Source organism: Pseudomonas moraviensis (assembly GCF_900105805.1).
Lineage (GTDB): Bacteria > Pseudomonadota > Gammaproteobacteria > Pseudomonadales > Pseudomonadaceae > Aquipseudomonas > Aquipseudomonas moraviensis_A.
In genome coordinates this window covers 614,748-629,644 of record NZ_LT629788.1, presented here as the reverse complement: position 1 = coordinate 629,644, position 14,897 = coordinate 614,748, and the positions used below count along the sequence as shown (strand labels likewise).

The following is a 14,897-nucleotide window of genomic DNA, read 5'->3' as shown; positions in this document are numbered from 1 at the left end:
AAAACCGCAGAAACTTATATTGGATTCAGATCGATGACCTGACTGAAGATGGCTCATCTTAACGCTGAGGAGTCCGCCCATGTTGCCCAGCCTGTTTATCTCCCACGGTTCACCGATGCTGGCACTGGAACCCGGTGCCAGCGGCCCGGCACTGGCGCGACTGGCCGCCGAACTGCCGCGCCCCAAAGCCATCGTCATCGTCTCGGCACACTGGGAAAGCCACGAACTGCTGGTCGGCAGCCATCCGCACCCGGAGACCTGGCACGACTTCGGCGGCTTTCCGCGAGCGTTGTTCGAAGTGCAATATCCGGCGCCGGGCAATCCGCAGTTGGCAGCCGAAGTGGCTGAGCTTCTCAACACCAATGACCTGCCGTCGCGCCTCGATCCGCAACGACCGTTCGATCATGGCGTCTGGGTGCCGTTGTCGCTGATGTATCCGCAGGCCGATATTCCGGTGGTGCAAGTCTCGCTGCCGAGTCGCGGCGGCCCGGCACTGCAGACGCGAGTTGGCCGTGCTCTGGCGAGCCTGCGCGAGCAAGGCGTTCTGTTGATCGGCTCCGGCAGCATCACCCACAACCTGCGCGAACTGGACTGGCACGCCGGGCCGGAAAGCATTGAGCCGTGGGCGCGGGATTTCCGTGACTGGATGATCGCCAGGCTTGCCGCCGACGATGAGGCGGCGCTGCATGATTATCGCCAGCAGGCACCGAGCGCCGTGCGCAGCCACCCGAGTGAAGAGCATTTGTTGCCGTTGTTCTTTGCTCGCGGTGCTGGCGGGATTTTCAGCGTGGCGCATCAGGGCTTTACGATGGGCGCGTTGGGTATGGATATTTATCGCTTCGGTTGAGGCCTTCGCGAGCAGCCTCGCTCCCACAGACGCCAAAACACAGGCAAAAAAAATCCCCGAACCAGTCGGGGATTTTTTATCTGCGATCAATCAGCCCAGAGGCGGATCAATCTTCGCGATAGCGACGCAGCTTCAACTGCTTGCCAGCAACGCGAGTGTCCTTCAGTTTGGTCAGGAGTTTTTCCAGACCTTCTTCCGGCAGCTCGACGAGGCTGAAGCTGTCACGCACCTGGATGCGACCGATCGCTTCACGGGCCAGACCGCCTTCGTTGAGGATGGCGCCCAACAGGTTTTTCGCAGCGATACCGTCACGCGCACCCAGCGCGGTACGGCAACGAGCACGGCCTTCGCCCAACGGCATTGGCGCGCGACGCTCGCGATCACCACGGTCCGGACGATCGCCGGAACGCTCAGGACGGTCGCCACGCGGTGCGTTGTTCGGCACCAGTGGACGTTCCTTCTCGATCGCCGCCAGGTTCAGCGCTTGACCGTTGGTAGCCTTGCGCAGCAGCGCAGCGGCCAGTGCACGCGGGGTGCAACCGATGTCGGCGGTCAGGCGATCGAGCAGCTCACCGTGAGTCGATTCGGCATCAGCGACCAGCGGCGACAGGCTGTTGGTCAGTTTCTTGATGCGGGCATCGAGCACAGCCTGAGCGTCCGGCAGACGCACTTCGGCAACCTTCTGACCGGTTACACGCTCGATCACTTGCAGCATGCGGCGCTCACGCGGAGTCACCAGCAGCAGGGCACGACCTTCGCGACCCGCACGGCCGGTACGACCGATACGGTGCACGTAGGATTCCGGGTCGTACGGCATGTCAACGTTGAACACGTGAGTGATACGCGGAACGTCGAGACCACGGGCAGCAACGTCGGTCGCCACAACGATGTCCAGACGGCCATCTTTCAGCGAGTCGATCACACGCTCACGCTGGTTCTGGGCGATGTCACCGTTCAACGCGGCGGCTTTGTAGCCTTTGGCGTCGAGGGCGCTGGCCAGGTCCAGGGTGGCCTGCTTGGTGCGCACGAACATGATCAGGGCGTCGAAGTCTTCGACTTCCAGCAGGCTGAGCACGGCGGAGGTTTTCTGGTCAGCGTGAACCAACAGGTGAGCCTGTTCGATCGCGGTAACAGTCTGGGTCTTGGTCTGGATCTTGACGTGTTGCGGATCGCGCAGGTGGCGTTCGGCAATGGCGCGGATCGACTGCGGCAGGGTCGCCGAGAACAAAACGGTCTGACGGGTCGCTGGCAGAGCCTTGAAGATGACTTCCAGGTCATCCATGAAGCCCAGCTTCAACATTTCGTCGGCTTCGTCGAGAACCAGATGGTTCACGGTCGACAGGACTTTCTCGTCGCGACGCAGGTGGTCGCACAGACGACCCGGAGTGGCGACAACGATCTGTGCGCCATTACGGATTGCCTTGAGTTGCGGGCCCATCGGCGCGCCGCCGTAAACGGCCACGACCGTAACGCCTGGCATTTGCTTGGCGTAGGTTTCAAAAGCGGTTGCTACTTGCAGCGCCAACTCTCGGGTTGGCGCCAGGATCAGGGCTTGCGGTTCGCGCTTGGCAGGATCGATGCGGTGCAGAATAGGCAGTGCGAACGCGGCGGTTTTACCGGTACCGGTTTGCGCCTGGCCAATCATGTCCTGGCCGGCCATGATGATCGGGATCGATTGCTGCTGAATCGCCGAAGGCTCCTCGTAGCCGGTCGCTGCGACGGCTGCAAGAATATTCGGGTTGAGATTAAAAGCGGCGAATCCGCCGGTTTCCTGGGTCATGGGTCTGCCTCTAAGTGCATCCGCAAAGACCCATGCTCCAAAGCTGCGCATGCCGTGTTGAGACTCAAGAGTCGCCCTGGCAGCTTTGTCGGCGGGGATTTGCGAAAACGAATGAATGAAGATGAATCGTCAAGGAAGAGCCCGCAGTGCGGACGTGCAGCCGAAGCTGACTTCGGGAAATTGCGCTACCTAAACGCGGCCCGGTTAAAGGCCGGCGCGCACTATACCGGATTTTGCCCAAAAAGGGAGCTTTTTTTATCGCCACAACCCGTGTATCACCGCCGTGTAACGGGCTTTTGCGGATAATCGTGCAACGGTCTATTTTGCAAAGGCCCGGCCCTGCGGGTGATGACGCTTAAACGGTTCACCGACCTGCGGCAAAGCGCCGCGCACCCGTCCATCCTGCTCGAGGAATTCTTCATGAATCAGCCCTGCGCCGGCCGCGTCAGCCGAGAAAGTCGTGGTCACGTGTACCTGATCGGCCTTGATCGGGCGGCCAAGCGCAATGCCTTCGACCTCGATCTGCTCAATGAGCTGAGCCTGGCTTACGGCGAGTTCGAAGCCGACCGCGAAGCGCGGGTGGCCGTGGTGTTCGGCCACGGCGAGCACTTCACCGCCGGGCTCGACCTGGTCAATGCCAGTGCCGCACTGGCCGAAGGCTGGCAGGTTCCGACCGGCGGTTGCGATCCCTGGGGTGTTTTCGTCGGGCCCCGGGTGAGCAAACCGGTGATCGTCGCCGCGCAAGGTTACTGCCTGACCATTGGCATCGAGTTGATGCTGGCGGCAGACATCAACCTGTGCGCGAGCAACACCCGCTTCGCGCAGATGGAAGTGCAGCGTGGGATCTTTCCGTTTGGCGGGGCGACTTTGCGTTTCCAGCAGATCGCCGGCTGGGGCAATGCGATGCGCTGGTTGCTCACGGGCGATGAGTTTGATGCCCACGAGGCGTTGCATCTGGGCCTGGTGCAGGAAGTGATGGCCAGTGAAGACCTGATGCCGCGGGCGATCGAGCTGGCCGAACGGATTGCCCGGCAGGCGCCGCTGGGCGTGCAGGCGACGTTGATGTCGGCGCGAAAGGCGCGCTATGAGGGTGAGACGGCCGCGGCGCAGGCGTTACCGGCGCTGGTGAAGAAGTTGCTTGCTACTGAAGACGCCCGGGAGGGGGTGCGGTCGCTGGTGGAGCGGCGGCCAGGGATCTTCAAAGGAGTTTGAGAAGTCTGGCGCCTGTCGAGGCGACATCGCGAGCAGGCTCACTCCTACATTTGAAATGCAATCCCCTGTAGGAGTGAGCCTGCTCGCGATAGGGCCGGCACGGCCCTCGTTTCAGGTCGCCGGGCGAATCGCCTTGATCAACGACTGCAACGAATACCCCAGCTGTGGCGCCAGCGCTTCGGCCCGTTGGGTCAGCGCCTGCAGATCCAGCGTCTGATCGAGGTCCGCTGGGACGATCAGAATCACGTTGCCCTCCTTCACCGGCAGCTCCCAGTAATGCCGGTGATAAAGGCCGCGCAACAACGCCGCGCCCAGTGGTTTGCCATCGTCGGTGGCCCACTGGTTGATCACCAGCCAGCCGCCCGGATTCAGGCGCTTCTGGCAATCGCCGAGAAAGCTCCAGGCCAGATGCCCGACCCCGGGGCCGACATCGGTGTACAGGTCGACGAAAATCAGATCCGCCGGCTCGGCTGTGGGCAGCAGCTCAAGCGCATCGCCGACGCGGATGTACAGACGCGGATCGTCATCCAGACCGAGGTACTCGATGGCCAGACGCGGCACGTCCGGGCGCAGTTCGATGGCTTCGACGTCTTCCAGCGGCAGAAACTTGAGACAGGCCTGGGTCAGCGTGCCCGCCCCCAATCCGAGAAACAGCGCGCTCTCAGGTTGCTCGTGACACAGCGCGCCGATCAGCATCGCACGGGTGTAGTCATACTCCAGCCAGCTCGGGTCAGCGGTGAACACGCAACTCTGCTCGATCGCATCGCCGAATTCGAGAAAGCGGTAATCGGCCACTTCCAGCACGCGAATCACGCCGAACTCATCCTGTACTTCGGCGAGCAGATGCTCGACGCGCTCCTCAGTCATTTCGTCTCCTGATGGTCACCGGGCGCGGTGACGCGATGGCGCCGCTGTGGCACCGTGGCAAAGCGGCGATTGTCGGCGATGGGGCGGGAACAGGTCACGCACTAATTGCTGCTAACATGGCGCTCCCCTGCGTACGAACTTCGAGACCGTGATGAGCCAACCGTGGAGCCCTGACAGCTGGCGCGCCCTGCCGATCCAGCAACAACCGCAATACCCCGACGCCGCGCACCTGCGCCAGGTCGAGCAAACGCTGGCCAGTTATCCGCCGCTGGTGTTCGCCGGCGAAGCGCGCGAGCTGCGCCGTCAGTTCGCCGAAGTCACCCAGGGCCGGGCGTTTCTGTTGCAGGGCGGCGATTGCGCGGAGAGCTTCGCCGAGTTCTCCGCAGCGAAGATCCGCGACACCTTTAAAGTGTTGCTGCAAATGGCAATCGTCATGACCTTCGCCGCCGGCTGCCCGGTGGTCAAGGTCGGGCGCATGGCCGGTCAGTTCGCCAAGCCGCGTTCGGCCAACGACGAAACCATCGGCGGGGTGACTTTGCCGGCCTACCGTGGCGACATCGTCAACGGTATCGGCTTCGACGAAAAGAGCCGCGTGCCGGATCCGGAACGTCTGCTGCAGTCCTACCATCAGTCCACGGCGACTCTGAACCTGTTGCGCGCTTTCGCTCAGGGCGGTTTTGCCGACCTGCATCAAGTGCACAAGTGGAACCTGGATTTCATCGCCAACTCGGCGCTGGCCGAGAAGTACGCCCACCTCGCCGACCGCATCGATGAAACCCTGGCATTCATGCGCGCCTGCGGCATGGACAGCTCGCCGCAACTGCGCGAAACCAGTTTCTTCACCGCCCACGAAGCGTTGCTGCTGAACTACGAAGAAGCCTTCGTGCGCCGCGACAGCCTGACCAACGATTATTACGATTGCTCGGCGCACATGCTGTGGATCGGCGACCGCACCCGCCAGCTCGACGGCGCGCACGTCGAATTCCTGCGCGGGGTGAACAACCCGATCGGGGTCAAAGTGGGTCCGAGCATGAACCCCGATGACCTGATCCGCCTGATCGACGTGCTCAATCCCGACAACGATCCGGGCCGTCTGAACCTGATCGCGCGGATGGGCGCAAACAAGGTTGGCGATCACCTGCCGGCACTGATCCGCGCGGTGCAGCGCGAAGGCAAGCACGTGCTGTGGAGCTCCGATCCGATGCACGGCAACACCATCAAGGCCAGCAGTGGCTACAAGACCCGCGACTTCGCGCAGATCCTTGGCGAAGTGAAGCAGTTCTTCCAGGTGCACGAAGCGGAAGGCAGTTATGCCGGCGGCATCCACATCGAAATGACCGGACAGAACGTCACCGAGTGCATTGGCGGCGCGCGACCGATTACCGAGGATGGCTTGTCCGATCGTTATCACACCCATTGTGATCCACGGATGAATGCCGACCAGTCGCTGGAATTAGCGTTTCTGATTGCCGAGACCCTGAAGCAAGTCCGGCGCTAAACCGGATCCCGTGTAGGAGCTGCCGAAGGCTGCGATCTTTTGATCTTGATCTTCAAAAACAAGAGCAAAAGATCGCAGCCTTCGGCAGCTCCTACAGGGAGCCGGTGCCATCCAGTTGCGCCAATGCCAGCCTGAGCCGAGCCGCACTCTCGCGCTGACAATTCAACTGCACCCGCTCAAGCCCTAACCAACCCGCCATCCGCCGCAAATTCAGGGCCAGCGCCAGCATCCCCTCCTCGTCCAGCCCCGGCTCTTCCTCGTGAACCGCATGCACCGCCAACTGCCCCGCCGCCCGCTCGGCACGCAGATCAACCCGCGCGGCAATCCGTTCGTTGTGCAAAAACGGCAATACGTAATAGCCGTAAACCCGCTTGGGCTGCGGCGTGTAAATCTCCAGGCGGTAACGGAAATCGAACAGACGCTCGGTGCGGCTACGTTCCCAGATCAGCGAGTCGAACGGCGACAACAGCGCACTGGCAATGACCTTGCGCGGCACCTTGAGCTCAGGCAGGCAATAGGCGATCTGCCGCCAATCGCCGACTTCGCACATCTGCAATTGCCCCGCCTCGACCAGCTCAGCCAGACGCGGCCGTGCATCCGCAGGATTCAGCCGGAAATAATCGCGCAAATCTTTCTCCGTACCGACGCCCAGCGCTTGCGCTGCGTGCAACAGCAAACCGCGTTGTGCTTCGGCCTCATCCGCCAGCGGCTGCTGCAGGATCGCTGCCGGAATCACCCGCTCGGGTAAATCGTACAAACGCTCAAACCCGCGTCGCCCCGCCACCGTCACCTCGCCGGCGGCGAACAACCATTCCAGCGCCTGTTTCTCAGCACTCCAGTCCCACCACGGCCCGGCCTTGTCTTCGCGGGTCGACAGACTTCCCGCGCCCAACGCGCCCCGCTCTTCAACCGTGGCCAGCACGCGGCGAATGATTTCCTGTTGTTCGCGACCAAACTTCGCCAAGTGCTGATAGATGTCCTCGCCCCGCCTGGCTCGCTGCATCCGCCAGCCCAGCAACGGGTACATCGACAGCGGCAGCAGCGACGCTTCATGGCCCCAGTATTCGAACAGCGTACGGCGACGCCCCGAACTCCAGGCAGCCTGGTCGAGCAAGTCGGAAGAATAGCAACCAAGGCGGGAAAACAGCGGCAGGTAGTGCGAGCGCACCACGGCATTGACGGAATCGATTTGCAGCAGACCCAGCCGATCGATCAGCCGGTTGAGGTGGCTGGCGTTGACGGTCGGCGGCTGGCGCCCATTGAACCCTTGGGCAGCCAGCGCCAGACGTCGCGCCTGTTTGATGGAAAAGGACACTGTCGCGGGCATTGATTCCTCCATGTCTGCTCGCAACCTACCTCACCTGAAAGGGGTTTGTGTAGCGATGGCCTCATCATTTATGCATCGGATCGTCCCAGAACGGCCGCACGGTTTCGTGTTCGACATCGGCGCGGCTGATGCCGATGTCCTTCAACGCTTCGTCGCTCAGCCCGGCGAGCATTTCCCGCTCACGGTGCAGCTCGTACCAACGGCTGAACTTGTGCAGCAGATCGGACACGATATGCCCGTGGCCAGCCTGCTGTTGTTCACTCACATACTCTCTTTGACCTTTCATCGTCTTGCCCCCTTTTGTGGATGGCTCAAGTCTCGCGCCGGCGCTAAGATCAATCCAACGAATGTTTCTGATGGCATGCATCACGGAGATTCATCAATTGTCCGCGTACCCCAGTATCGATACCGATGTCCTGCGCACCTTCGTCGCGATTGCCGATCAGGGCGGTTTCACCCGTGCTGGCGAGATGGTCAATCGCACCCAGTCGGCGGTGAGCATGCAGATGAAACGCCTGGAAGAAGACGTGTTGCAGCGCCAGCTGTTCGAGCGCGATGGTCGCCAGGTGCGCTTGACCGCTGAGGGCCAGGTGCTGCTCGGTTACGCGCGGCGCATTCTCAAGCTGCACAGTGAGGTGTTCAACACCCTGCGCGAGCCGCACATGGTCGGCACCGTGCGCATCGGCACACCGGATGATTATGTGATGCGTTTTCTGCCGGGGATCCTGTCGCGATTTGCGCAGTTCTATCCGCTGATCCAGATCGAGGTGCATTGCGAGTCGAGCAAGCAGTTGCTGCAACGCACTGATCTGGATTTGTCGATCGTCACCCGTGAACCCGGTAACGAGATTGGCCAGTTGCTGCGCAAGGAGCGCTTTGTCTGGGCCGAGGCGCAGAACTTCAGCGCCCACGAACAGACGCCGTTGCCGCTGGCGATGTTCAACAGTGATTGTTTCTGCCGCTTGTGGGCGTGCAATGCGCTGGACGCGATGGGCCGCGATTACCGCATCGCCTACAACAGCAGCAGCCTGTCGGCGCTGATGGCCGTGGTCAGCGCGGGTCTGGCGATCACCGCGCAGCTGGAAAGCCTGATCACCCCGGACATGCGCATCCTCGGCGCCGCCGAAGACCTGCCGCTGTTGCCCGAGGCGAGCATCATGCTGATCCGCAACCTGAACAACCCGTCGCCGATCACCGAGTGCCTGGCCGAGCACATCGTCGAAGGCTTCAAACTTTAAACGCGAGCATCACCGCACACAGCACCAGGAAGCCGCAGAACAGCCCGCGCAGCAGTTTCTCCGGCATGGCGTGGGCAACTTTCACGCCCCAACTGATGCTGAGCAGACCACCGACTGCCAGCGGCAAACCGATCATCCAGTCGACTTCGTGGTGCACGGCGTAAGTCACTAGCGTCACACCGGTGCTCGGCAAGGCCAGCGCCAATGACAAGCCCTGAGCGACCACCTGCGTGGTGCCGAACAGGCTGGTCAGCACCGGCGTGGCGACCACGGCGCCGCCCACGCCGAACAAGCCGCCCATGGTTCCCGATGCGGCGCCAAGCACGCCCAGCCAAGGCCACGAATAGCGCATCTCGGCAGTCGGTGCCGGGCGCGGGCCGAACATCTTCAACAGGTTGTAGGCCGACAGCGCCACCAGAAACGCGACAAAGCCGATGCGCATGGTTTGCGCATCAATGCCCACTGCCCAGATCGAGCCGAGCCAGGCGAAGCAGAAACCCATCACCGCCAGCGGCAGCGCATGGCGCAACTCGATGCGGTTGCGCTGGTGATAACGCCACAGCGCCAGCATGACGTTGGGCACCACCATCACCAGCGCCGTGCCTTGGGCGATCTGCTGATCAAGGCCGAACCACACGCCGAGCAACGGAATCGCGATCAAACCGCCGCCAATGCCAAAGATCCCGCCCAATGTGCCAAGGGCAGCGCCGAACAGCAGGTACAACAGAAAATCCATCACAAACGTAATCCTCTAACGACAGGCGGCCAATGCTACGCACTCGCGCCTAGCGGGGAAACGCACAGCAACGCACAATGGCTGTGCCGATTTTGCACAAGCGTGGTTTCACATGAATCCCAACCAATTGACAGAGCAGCTTGGTCTGTTTCTCGACGTGCTGGAGAGTGGCAGCTTTTCTGCCGCGTCGCGCCGTCATCCGCTGACGCCTTCCGCTGTAGCCCGGCGGATCGACAGCCTGGAAAGTGCCGTCGGCAGCCAGCTGTTTGTGCGCAGCACCCATGCCGTGCTGCCGACTTCGGCCGGACTGGCCTTTGCCGAACGGGCGCGGCGGATCATCGCCGAATTGCAGCTGGCCCGCGCCGAGGCCGTTTCGTTGAGCAGCGCGCCGGAAGGCTTGATCCGCATCGATGCGCCAGCGGCATTCGGACGGCGGCATCTGGCGCCGGTGATTGCCGACTTTCTCCTGCTGTACCCGGGACTCGATGTGCAGATGCATCTGATCGACAGCTTCATCGACATGGCCGGCAGCAGTCTGGGCAAGGTCGATCTGGTGCTGCGTACCGGGCAGTTGGCCGACTCGCGTCTGGTCGCCACGCCCTTGGCCAGCATGGTCCGCGTGGCCTGCGCGAGTCCTGACTACCTCAAGCGTCGTGGCATGCCCAATCATCCCGCGCAGTTGAGCGAACACGACGGCCTCGACTGGGAAGGCCTCGCCCCGCCCTTTGCCTGGAAATTCGAAGTGGATGGGCAGCTGCAACTGCACCGTCCGTCGCGCGTGCGCCTGAGCGCCAACAATGCCGAAGCCCTGGCATGTGGCGCGACGGCGGGTCTGGGCGTCGCACACCTGCCGACCTGGCTGGCCAGTGAATACCTGCTGCGCGGCGAGCTGGTGCCGCTGTTCTGCGAAAACGGCCTGCCGCCACCGGAGTCCACCGGCATTTACGCGCTGCGCATGGAACAGCAGATCCATTCACGCAGTCGCCTGCTGCTGGAATACCTCAAAACCCGCTTCAGTCCGGTGCCGCCGTGGGATCTGGCGCTGCAACGGCAATTCGCCGGGCACTGACGCCGGGCATATTTGTCTGGCGCATTAAAGGTTGGAGCGCTAGATTCAAAACGATCAACGATCAAGGCTTAGACATGACTTCCGAACGCGACAATTGCGACGACCTGCTGCTCGACAATCAGGCGTGCTTCGCCCTGCACTCGACCTCGCTGATGATGACCAAGGTCTACAAGCCGCTATTGCAGGCGCTGGGCCTGACCTATCCGCAGTATCTGGCGATGATGGTGTTGTGGGAGAAGGACGGTTTGACTGTCGGAGAAATCAGCGCGCGCCTGCTGACCGATCCGGGTTCGCTGACGCCGTTGCTCAAACGACTGGAAGCCGAAGGCCTGCTCAGCCGCACCCGCAGTCGTGAAGATGAACGCGTGGTAATTGTCGAGCTGACCGCAGCGGGCCGGGCATTGCGCGACAAGGCGCAGACTGTGCCGCAGTGCATTCTTGGCGCCAGCGGCTTCACCCTTGAACGCCTGCAGAAGTTACAGGCCGAGCTGCAAGCGCTGCGCGGTCATCTGCAAGACAGCCTCAACTGAACGCACGCAGCCCCCTGTAGGAGTGAGCCTGCTCGCGATTGCGGTCTGTCAGGCTACACAGGCGGTGACTGACCCACCGCTATCGCGAGCAGGCTCACTCCTACAATTGATCTCCACCGCCAGAAAATATTCCACCCTTCACCTTTCCCTCCGACCGCTCTAATTCAAGTCTTTCAAGCTAATTGATCTCCAGACAGTCGCATTCCTCCAAGTTTTTTCGAAAATTTATCTTGCGCGCTAAACATTAGCGCTATACATTCTCTTCACACCTACTTAGCGCGCAAACAATTAGCGCACAACATCACAACCAATGAGGCTCACATCATGCAAACTCTCTACACCGCAATCGCAACTTCCACTGGCGGCCGTGACGGTCGTGCGATCTCCAGCGACAACGTTCTCGACGTCAAACTGGCCACTCCGAAAGAACTCGGCGGTGCTGGCGGCGCGGCGACCAACCCTGAGCAACTGTTCGCTGCCGGTTACTCGGCCTGCTTCATCGGCGCACTGAAATTCGTTGCCAGCCAGACCAAGCGCAAAATTCCTGACGACGCATCGATCACCGCCCACGTCGGCATCGGCCAGATCCCTGGCGGTTTCGGTCTGGACATCGACTTGCACATCAGCCTGCCGGGCCTCGAACAGGCCGACGCGCAATCGCTGGTCGACGCTGCTCACCAGGTCTGCCCGTACTCCAACGCCACCCGTGGCAACGTCGATGTCCGTCTGCACGTGACCGTGTAAGCACTGAAGCCCCCGGCCCGAACAAGGAAATTGAACATGAACACTTTCAGCAAAGTCTTGACCGGTACCCTTCTCGCCCTGTCGGTGCACAGCGCTTTTGCCGGTGATGTCGAACACAACACCCAGGCATTTCTCGATGCGCTGAATGCCGGCAGCGGCAAACCGATCGAGCAGCTGTCGCCCAAGGATGCCCGCGCCGTGCTGGTCGGCGCGCAATCCGGGGTCAAGTTGACACTGCCCAAAGCCGATGTCAGCGAGAAGACCGTGCAGGTCGATGGCCAACCGTTGAGCCTGACCATCGTCCGGCCGGCCGGGGTCAAGGGTGAGCTGCCGGTGTTCATGTTCTTCCACGGCGGCGGCTGGGTACTGGGGGACTTCCCGACTCACGAACGTCTGGTGCGGGATCTGGTGGTCGGTTCGGGGGCGGCGGCGGTGTTCGTCAATTACACCCCATCGCCGGAAGCGCATTACCCGGTGGCAATCAATCAGGCCTACGCTGCGACCAAGTGGGTGGCGGAACACGGTAAAGAGATCAATGTCGACGGCAAGCGCCTGGCCGTGGCCGGCAACAGCGTCGGCGGCAACATGGCCGCAGTGGTCGCGCTGATGGCCAAGGACAAGGGCACCCCGGCAATCAAATTCCAGGTGCTGCTGTGGCCGGTGACCGATGCCAACTTCGACACCGGTTCGTACAACCAGTACGCCGAAGGGCACTTCCTCACCCGCAACATGATGAAGTGGTTCTGGGACAACTACACCACCGACGCCAAACAGCGCAACGAGATCTACGCCTCACCGCTGCGCGCCACCACCGCGCAACTCAAAGGCCTGCCGCCTGCACTGGTGCAGACGGCCAGCGCTGATGTACTGCGCGATGAAGGCGAAGCCTATGCGCGCAAACTCGACGAAGCCGGAGTGCCGGTTACATCGGTGCGCTACAACGGCATGATCCACGATTACGGTTTGCTCAACGTGGTCAGCCAGGTGCCATCGGTGCGTTCGGCGATGTTGCAGGCGTCGCAGGAGCTCAAGGAACACCTGAAATAACCGCAGCCCTCCTGTAGGAGTGAGCCTGCTCGCGATAGCGTCGTCTCAGTCAACATCTTCAGCGACTGAATCACCGCCATCGCGAGCAGGCTCACTCCTACAAGGGATTCGCGCTGCCGCAAATACCGCAGGCACAAAAAAACCCGACTCAATGGTCGGGTTTTTTCTTTCCGCAAAAAGCAGTGCTTATTTGGCACGGCCCTTGTAGGAACCGCCTTCGCGGGTGTCGATCTCGATCATGTCGCCGATTTCGATGAAGTCGGCAACCGACAGTTCGGTACCGTTCTTCAGTTTGGCAGGCTTCATCACCTTGCCGGAAGTGTCACCGCGAGCGGAGCCTTCGGTGTAGTCGACCTGACGCACGATGGTGGTCGGCAGCTCTACGGAAACCAGACGCTCTTCGAAGAACACGGCTTCGCAAACGTCGGTCATGCCTTCTTCAACGAAAGGCAGAACGCTTTCGATGTCTTCGGCGTTCAGCTCGTACATGGTGTAGTCAGTGGTGTCCATGAACGTGTAGGTGTCACCGCTGATGAACGACAGGGTGGCTTCTTTACGATCCAGGATCACGTCGTCCAGTTTGTCGTCCGCACCGTAAACGGTTTCGGTCTTGTAACCGGTCAGCAGGTTCTTCAGCTTGGTCTTCATGATCGCGCTGTTACGGCCCGACTTGGTGAATTCAGCTTTCTGAACCAGCCAAGGATCGTTGTCGATACGGATCACGGTACCGGGTTTGAGTTCTTTACCAGTTTTCATTGCGAATATCCGAATTTGGATGGGATTTACAAAAATCTAGGCCGCGTATCATATCCAATTTACATAAAACTGTACCAGCGCCGTGGCAAGATCCGCCTGCAAGGCCTGTTCCAGACACCATGCCTCGGCGTTTTCCTCAAGTTCCGGCCAATGTTTTCGCACCCTCAGCCAGTGCTCGCCGATCGGTTGACCAGCGCTCCAGGCGCGCCACAGACCGTTCATCGCCTCAGCGGCCGCAGGTGAAAGCCCTTGGGTGTAGAGCGCGAGGAAAGCATCGAGCTTGTCCAGATGGATGTCGTCGTCCTGCTGATAGATGTGCCAGAGCATTGGCCGCCCCGCCCATTGCGCGCGCACGAATGAGTCTTCACCGCGCACCGCATTGAAATCGCAGCACCAGAGCAAATGATCGTATTGGTCCTGACGAACGAACGGCAGCACTTGCACGGTCAGCGACTCGCGCACATGAATCGCCCCGACCGTCAGGATTTCCACGTCCAGCCAGCGCGCCACATCACCGAGAATCCGCCCTTCCGGCACCAGCAGGTGCGTGGGCTGTGCATCGGCGGCGAGCACATCCAGCCAACTGGCCAACCCGGCATTCTCGTAAGCAAACAACGAGATCAGCTGTGCGCCGGGCGCAGGATCGATGCCCAGGCCCTGCAGGAATTGTCGCTGCGCCGGTCGATCCTGCTGAAACTGCCGACGCTGTTCAAGCAATCCGTGCTCACGCAGCAGGCCGCCGGTGCCCGGTTTGAAGCCCGGAAAGAAGAAGAACTTCTGCACCGATTTGTATTTCACCGATGGCAAGCCGTGGCAACCGGTGACCCAGTCTTCGGCGCTGAGATAATCGAGGTTGAGCCACAGCGGCGGCGTTTTCCGGGCGGCCATGCTGTCCATGTAATCCGTCGGCAGCTGACAGGCGAAGGCTGCGATGACTACGTCGGCAGCGTCCGCATGCCGCCACTCGCTCGGCCACTGTCGCACGTCGACACCCTGCTGCCACTGCTGCGCAAGATCGATATCGATCTCTGGGCAGAGGCGCTCGAACGCACGCAGATCATCCACCCACAGGCGCACCGGCAATGCCTGTTCGGCCACCAATTGCCGGGCCAGGCGCCAGGTCACGCCGATGTCGCCATAGTTGTCGACCACGGTGCAGAAAATATCCCAGCGGGGTTTCGCTTCAGACATGCCGTTCTCCCGTTGGCAAAAAACCTCGATTGTCCGCATAAATGCGCTCGCGCAG

Annotated in this window: 15 protein-coding genes; 8 read left to right on the top strand and 7 right to left on the bottom strand. The window is 61.2% G+C overall.

Annotated elements, in window-relative coordinates; all coding sequences use genetic code 11:
• The first annotated feature begins 79 nt into the window (after window positions 1–79).
• The gene (locus tag BLU71_RS03060; protein WP_042607878.1) at window positions 80–847 is read left to right on the top strand and encodes a DODA-type extradiol aromatic ring-opening family dioxygenase; all 768 of its coding nucleotides are present in this window, start codon (window positions 80–82) and stop codon (window positions 845–847) included.
• 106 nt (window positions 848–953) lie between these two features.
• On the opposite strand, the gene BLU71_RS03055 is transcribed toward BLU71_RS03060, so the two are convergent.
• Entirely contained in the window at window positions 954–2,627 is a 1,674-nt protein-coding gene (locus BLU71_RS03055; protein WP_042607879.1) for a DEAD/DEAH box helicase, read from the bottom strand.
• A 420-nt stretch (window positions 2,628–3,047) separates the two neighbouring features.
• Here BLU71_RS03055 and BLU71_RS03050 point away from each other — a divergent pair, with 420 nt between their 5' ends.
• The gene (locus BLU71_RS03050; RefSeq protein WP_083354295.1) at window positions 3,048–3,839 is read left to right on the top strand and encodes a crotonase/enoyl-CoA hydratase family protein; all 792 of its coding nucleotides are present in this window, start codon (window positions 3,048–3,050) and stop codon (window positions 3,837–3,839) included.
• A 111-nt stretch (window positions 3,840–3,950) separates the two neighbouring features.
• Here BLU71_RS03050 and BLU71_RS03045 read toward each other — a convergent pair whose 3' ends face one another.
• Window positions 3,951–4,706, bottom strand: coding sequence for a spermidine synthase (locus BLU71_RS03045; protein ID WP_042607880.1), 756 nt, complete (start codon window positions 4,704–4,706; stop codon window positions 3,951–3,953).
• A 151-nt stretch (window positions 4,707–4,857) separates the two neighbouring features.
• On the opposite strand from BLU71_RS03045, the gene BLU71_RS03040 reads away from it, so the two are divergent.
• On the top strand, window positions 4,858–6,204 hold the full coding sequence (locus tag BLU71_RS03040; RefSeq protein ID WP_064361542.1) for a class II 3-deoxy-7-phosphoheptulonate synthase: 1,347 nt from the start codon (window positions 4,858–4,860) through the stop codon (window positions 6,202–6,204).
• A gap of 91 nt (window positions 6,205–6,295) precedes the next feature.
• Here the strand turns inward: BLU71_RS03040 and BLU71_RS03035 are convergent, their stop codons facing one another.
• Together BLU71_RS03035 and BLU71_RS03030 are read right to left on the bottom strand one after the other, a co-directional pair.
• The gene (locus tag BLU71_RS03035) at window positions 6,296–7,531 is read right to left on the bottom strand and encodes a winged helix-turn-helix domain-containing protein (protein WP_083352267.1); all 1,236 of its coding nucleotides are present in this window, start codon (window positions 7,529–7,531) and stop codon (window positions 6,296–6,298) included.
• A 64-nt stretch (window positions 7,532–7,595) separates the two neighbouring features.
• A complete protein-coding gene (locus BLU71_RS03030) occupies window positions 7,596–7,817 on the bottom strand; it encodes a DUF1127 domain-containing protein (RefSeq protein ID WP_042607883.1) in 222 nt (73 codons plus the stop codon).
• Window positions 7,818–7,914: 97 nt separating this feature from the next.
• Here BLU71_RS03030 and BLU71_RS03025 point away from each other — a divergent pair, with 97 nt between their 5' ends.
• Complete coding sequence (locus BLU71_RS03025; protein WP_172667885.1) at window positions 7,915–8,769, top strand: LysR substrate-binding domain-containing protein; 855 nt, start codon at window positions 7,915–7,917, stop codon at window positions 8,767–8,769.
• On the opposite strand, the gene BLU71_RS03020 is transcribed toward BLU71_RS03025, so the two are convergent.
• Window positions 8,759–9,505, bottom strand: a complete 747-nt coding sequence (locus tag BLU71_RS03020) for a sulfite exporter TauE/SafE family protein (protein ID WP_301291685.1) — start codon at window positions 9,503–9,505, stop codon at window positions 8,759–8,761. The two genes, BLU71_RS03025 and BLU71_RS03020, sit on opposite strands and share 11 nt — an antisense overlap.
• 112 nt (window positions 9,506–9,617) lie before the next feature.
• On the opposite strand from BLU71_RS03020, the gene BLU71_RS03015 reads away from it, so the two are divergent.
• From BLU71_RS03015 to BLU71_RS03000, 4 genes are all read left to right on the top strand, one after another.
• A complete protein-coding gene (locus BLU71_RS03015) occupies window positions 9,618–10,574 on the top strand; it encodes a LysR family transcriptional regulator (RefSeq protein WP_083352266.1) in 957 nt (318 codons plus the stop codon).
• A 74-nt stretch (window positions 10,575–10,648) separates the two neighbouring features.
• A complete protein-coding gene (locus BLU71_RS03010) occupies window positions 10,649–11,104 on the top strand; it encodes a MarR family winged helix-turn-helix transcriptional regulator (RefSeq protein ID WP_042607887.1) in 456 nt (151 codons plus the stop codon).
• Between the two features lie 324 nt (window positions 11,105–11,428).
• Window positions 11,429–11,848, top strand: coding sequence for an organic hydroperoxide resistance protein (locus tag BLU71_RS03005; protein WP_007940002.1), 420 nt, complete (start codon window positions 11,429–11,431; stop codon window positions 11,846–11,848).
• Between the two features lie 36 nt (window positions 11,849–11,884).
• Entirely contained in the window at window positions 11,885–12,895 is a 1,011-nt protein-coding gene (locus tag BLU71_RS03000; protein WP_083352265.1) for an alpha/beta hydrolase, read from the top strand.
• Between the two features lie 186 nt (window positions 12,896–13,081).
• Here the strand turns inward: BLU71_RS03000 and BLU71_RS02995 are convergent, their stop codons facing one another.
• Window positions 13,082–13,651, bottom strand: a complete 570-nt coding sequence (locus BLU71_RS02995) for an elongation factor P (RefSeq protein ID WP_003226785.1) — start codon at window positions 13,649–13,651, stop codon at window positions 13,082–13,084.
• Between the two features lie 48 nt (window positions 13,652–13,699).
• The gene (gene earP / locus BLU71_RS02990) at window positions 13,700–14,842 is read right to left on the bottom strand and encodes an elongation factor P maturation arginine rhamnosyltransferase EarP (protein WP_083352264.1); all 1,143 of its coding nucleotides are present in this window, start codon (window positions 14,840–14,842) and stop codon (window positions 13,700–13,702) included.
• Window positions 14,843–14,897: the final 55 nt, after the last annotated feature.

What these genes read in the sequence shown, in the direction of transcription:
- BLU71_RS03060 (WP_042607878.1), top strand. Translation starts at nt 80, where the DNA reads ATGTTGCCCAGCCTGTTTATCTCCCACGGTTCACCGATGCTGGCACTG.
- BLU71_RS03055 (WP_042607879.1), bottom strand. Translation starts at nt 2,627, where the DNA reads ATGACCCAGGAAACCGGCGGATTCGCCGCTTTTAATCTCAACCCGAAT.
- BLU71_RS03050 (WP_083354295.1), top strand. Translation starts at nt 3,048, where the DNA reads ATGAATCAGCCCTGCGCCGGCCGCGTCAGCCGAGAAAGTCGTGGTCAC.
- BLU71_RS03045 (WP_042607880.1), bottom strand. Translation starts at nt 4,706, where the DNA reads ATGACTGAGGAGCGCGTCGAGCATCTGCTCGCCGAAGTACAGGATGAG.
- BLU71_RS03040 (WP_064361542.1), top strand. Translation starts at nt 4,858, where the DNA reads ATGAGCCAACCGTGGAGCCCTGACAGCTGGCGCGCCCTGCCGATCCAG.
- BLU71_RS03035 (WP_083352267.1), bottom strand. Translation starts at nt 7,531, where the DNA reads ATGCCCGCGACAGTGTCCTTTTCCATCAAACAGGCGCGACGTCTGGCG.
- BLU71_RS03030 (WP_042607883.1), bottom strand. Translation starts at nt 7,817, where the DNA reads ATGAAAGGTCAAAGAGAGTATGTGAGTGAACAACAGCAGGCTGGCCAC.
- BLU71_RS03020 (WP_301291685.1), bottom strand. Translation starts at nt 9,505, where the DNA reads ATGGATTTTCTGTTGTACCTGCTGTTCGGCGCTGCCCTTGGCACATTG.
- BLU71_RS03015 (WP_083352266.1), top strand. Translation starts at nt 9,618, where the DNA reads ATGAATCCCAACCAATTGACAGAGCAGCTTGGTCTGTTTCTCGACGTG.
- BLU71_RS03010 (WP_042607887.1), top strand. Translation starts at nt 10,649, where the DNA reads ATGACTTCCGAACGCGACAATTGCGACGACCTGCTGCTCGACAATCAG.
- BLU71_RS03005 (WP_007940002.1), top strand. Translation starts at nt 11,429, where the DNA reads ATGCAAACTCTCTACACCGCAATCGCAACTTCCACTGGCGGCCGTGAC.
- BLU71_RS03000 (WP_083352265.1), top strand. Translation starts at nt 11,885, where the DNA reads ATGAACACTTTCAGCAAAGTCTTGACCGGTACCCTTCTCGCCCTGTCG.
- BLU71_RS02995 (WP_003226785.1), bottom strand. Translation starts at nt 13,651, where the DNA reads ATGAAAACTGGTAAAGAACTCAAACCCGGTACCGTGATCCGTATCGAC.
- earP (WP_083352264.1), bottom strand. Translation starts at nt 14,842, where the DNA reads ATGTCTGAAGCGAAACCCCGCTGGGATATTTTCTGCACCGTGGTCGAC.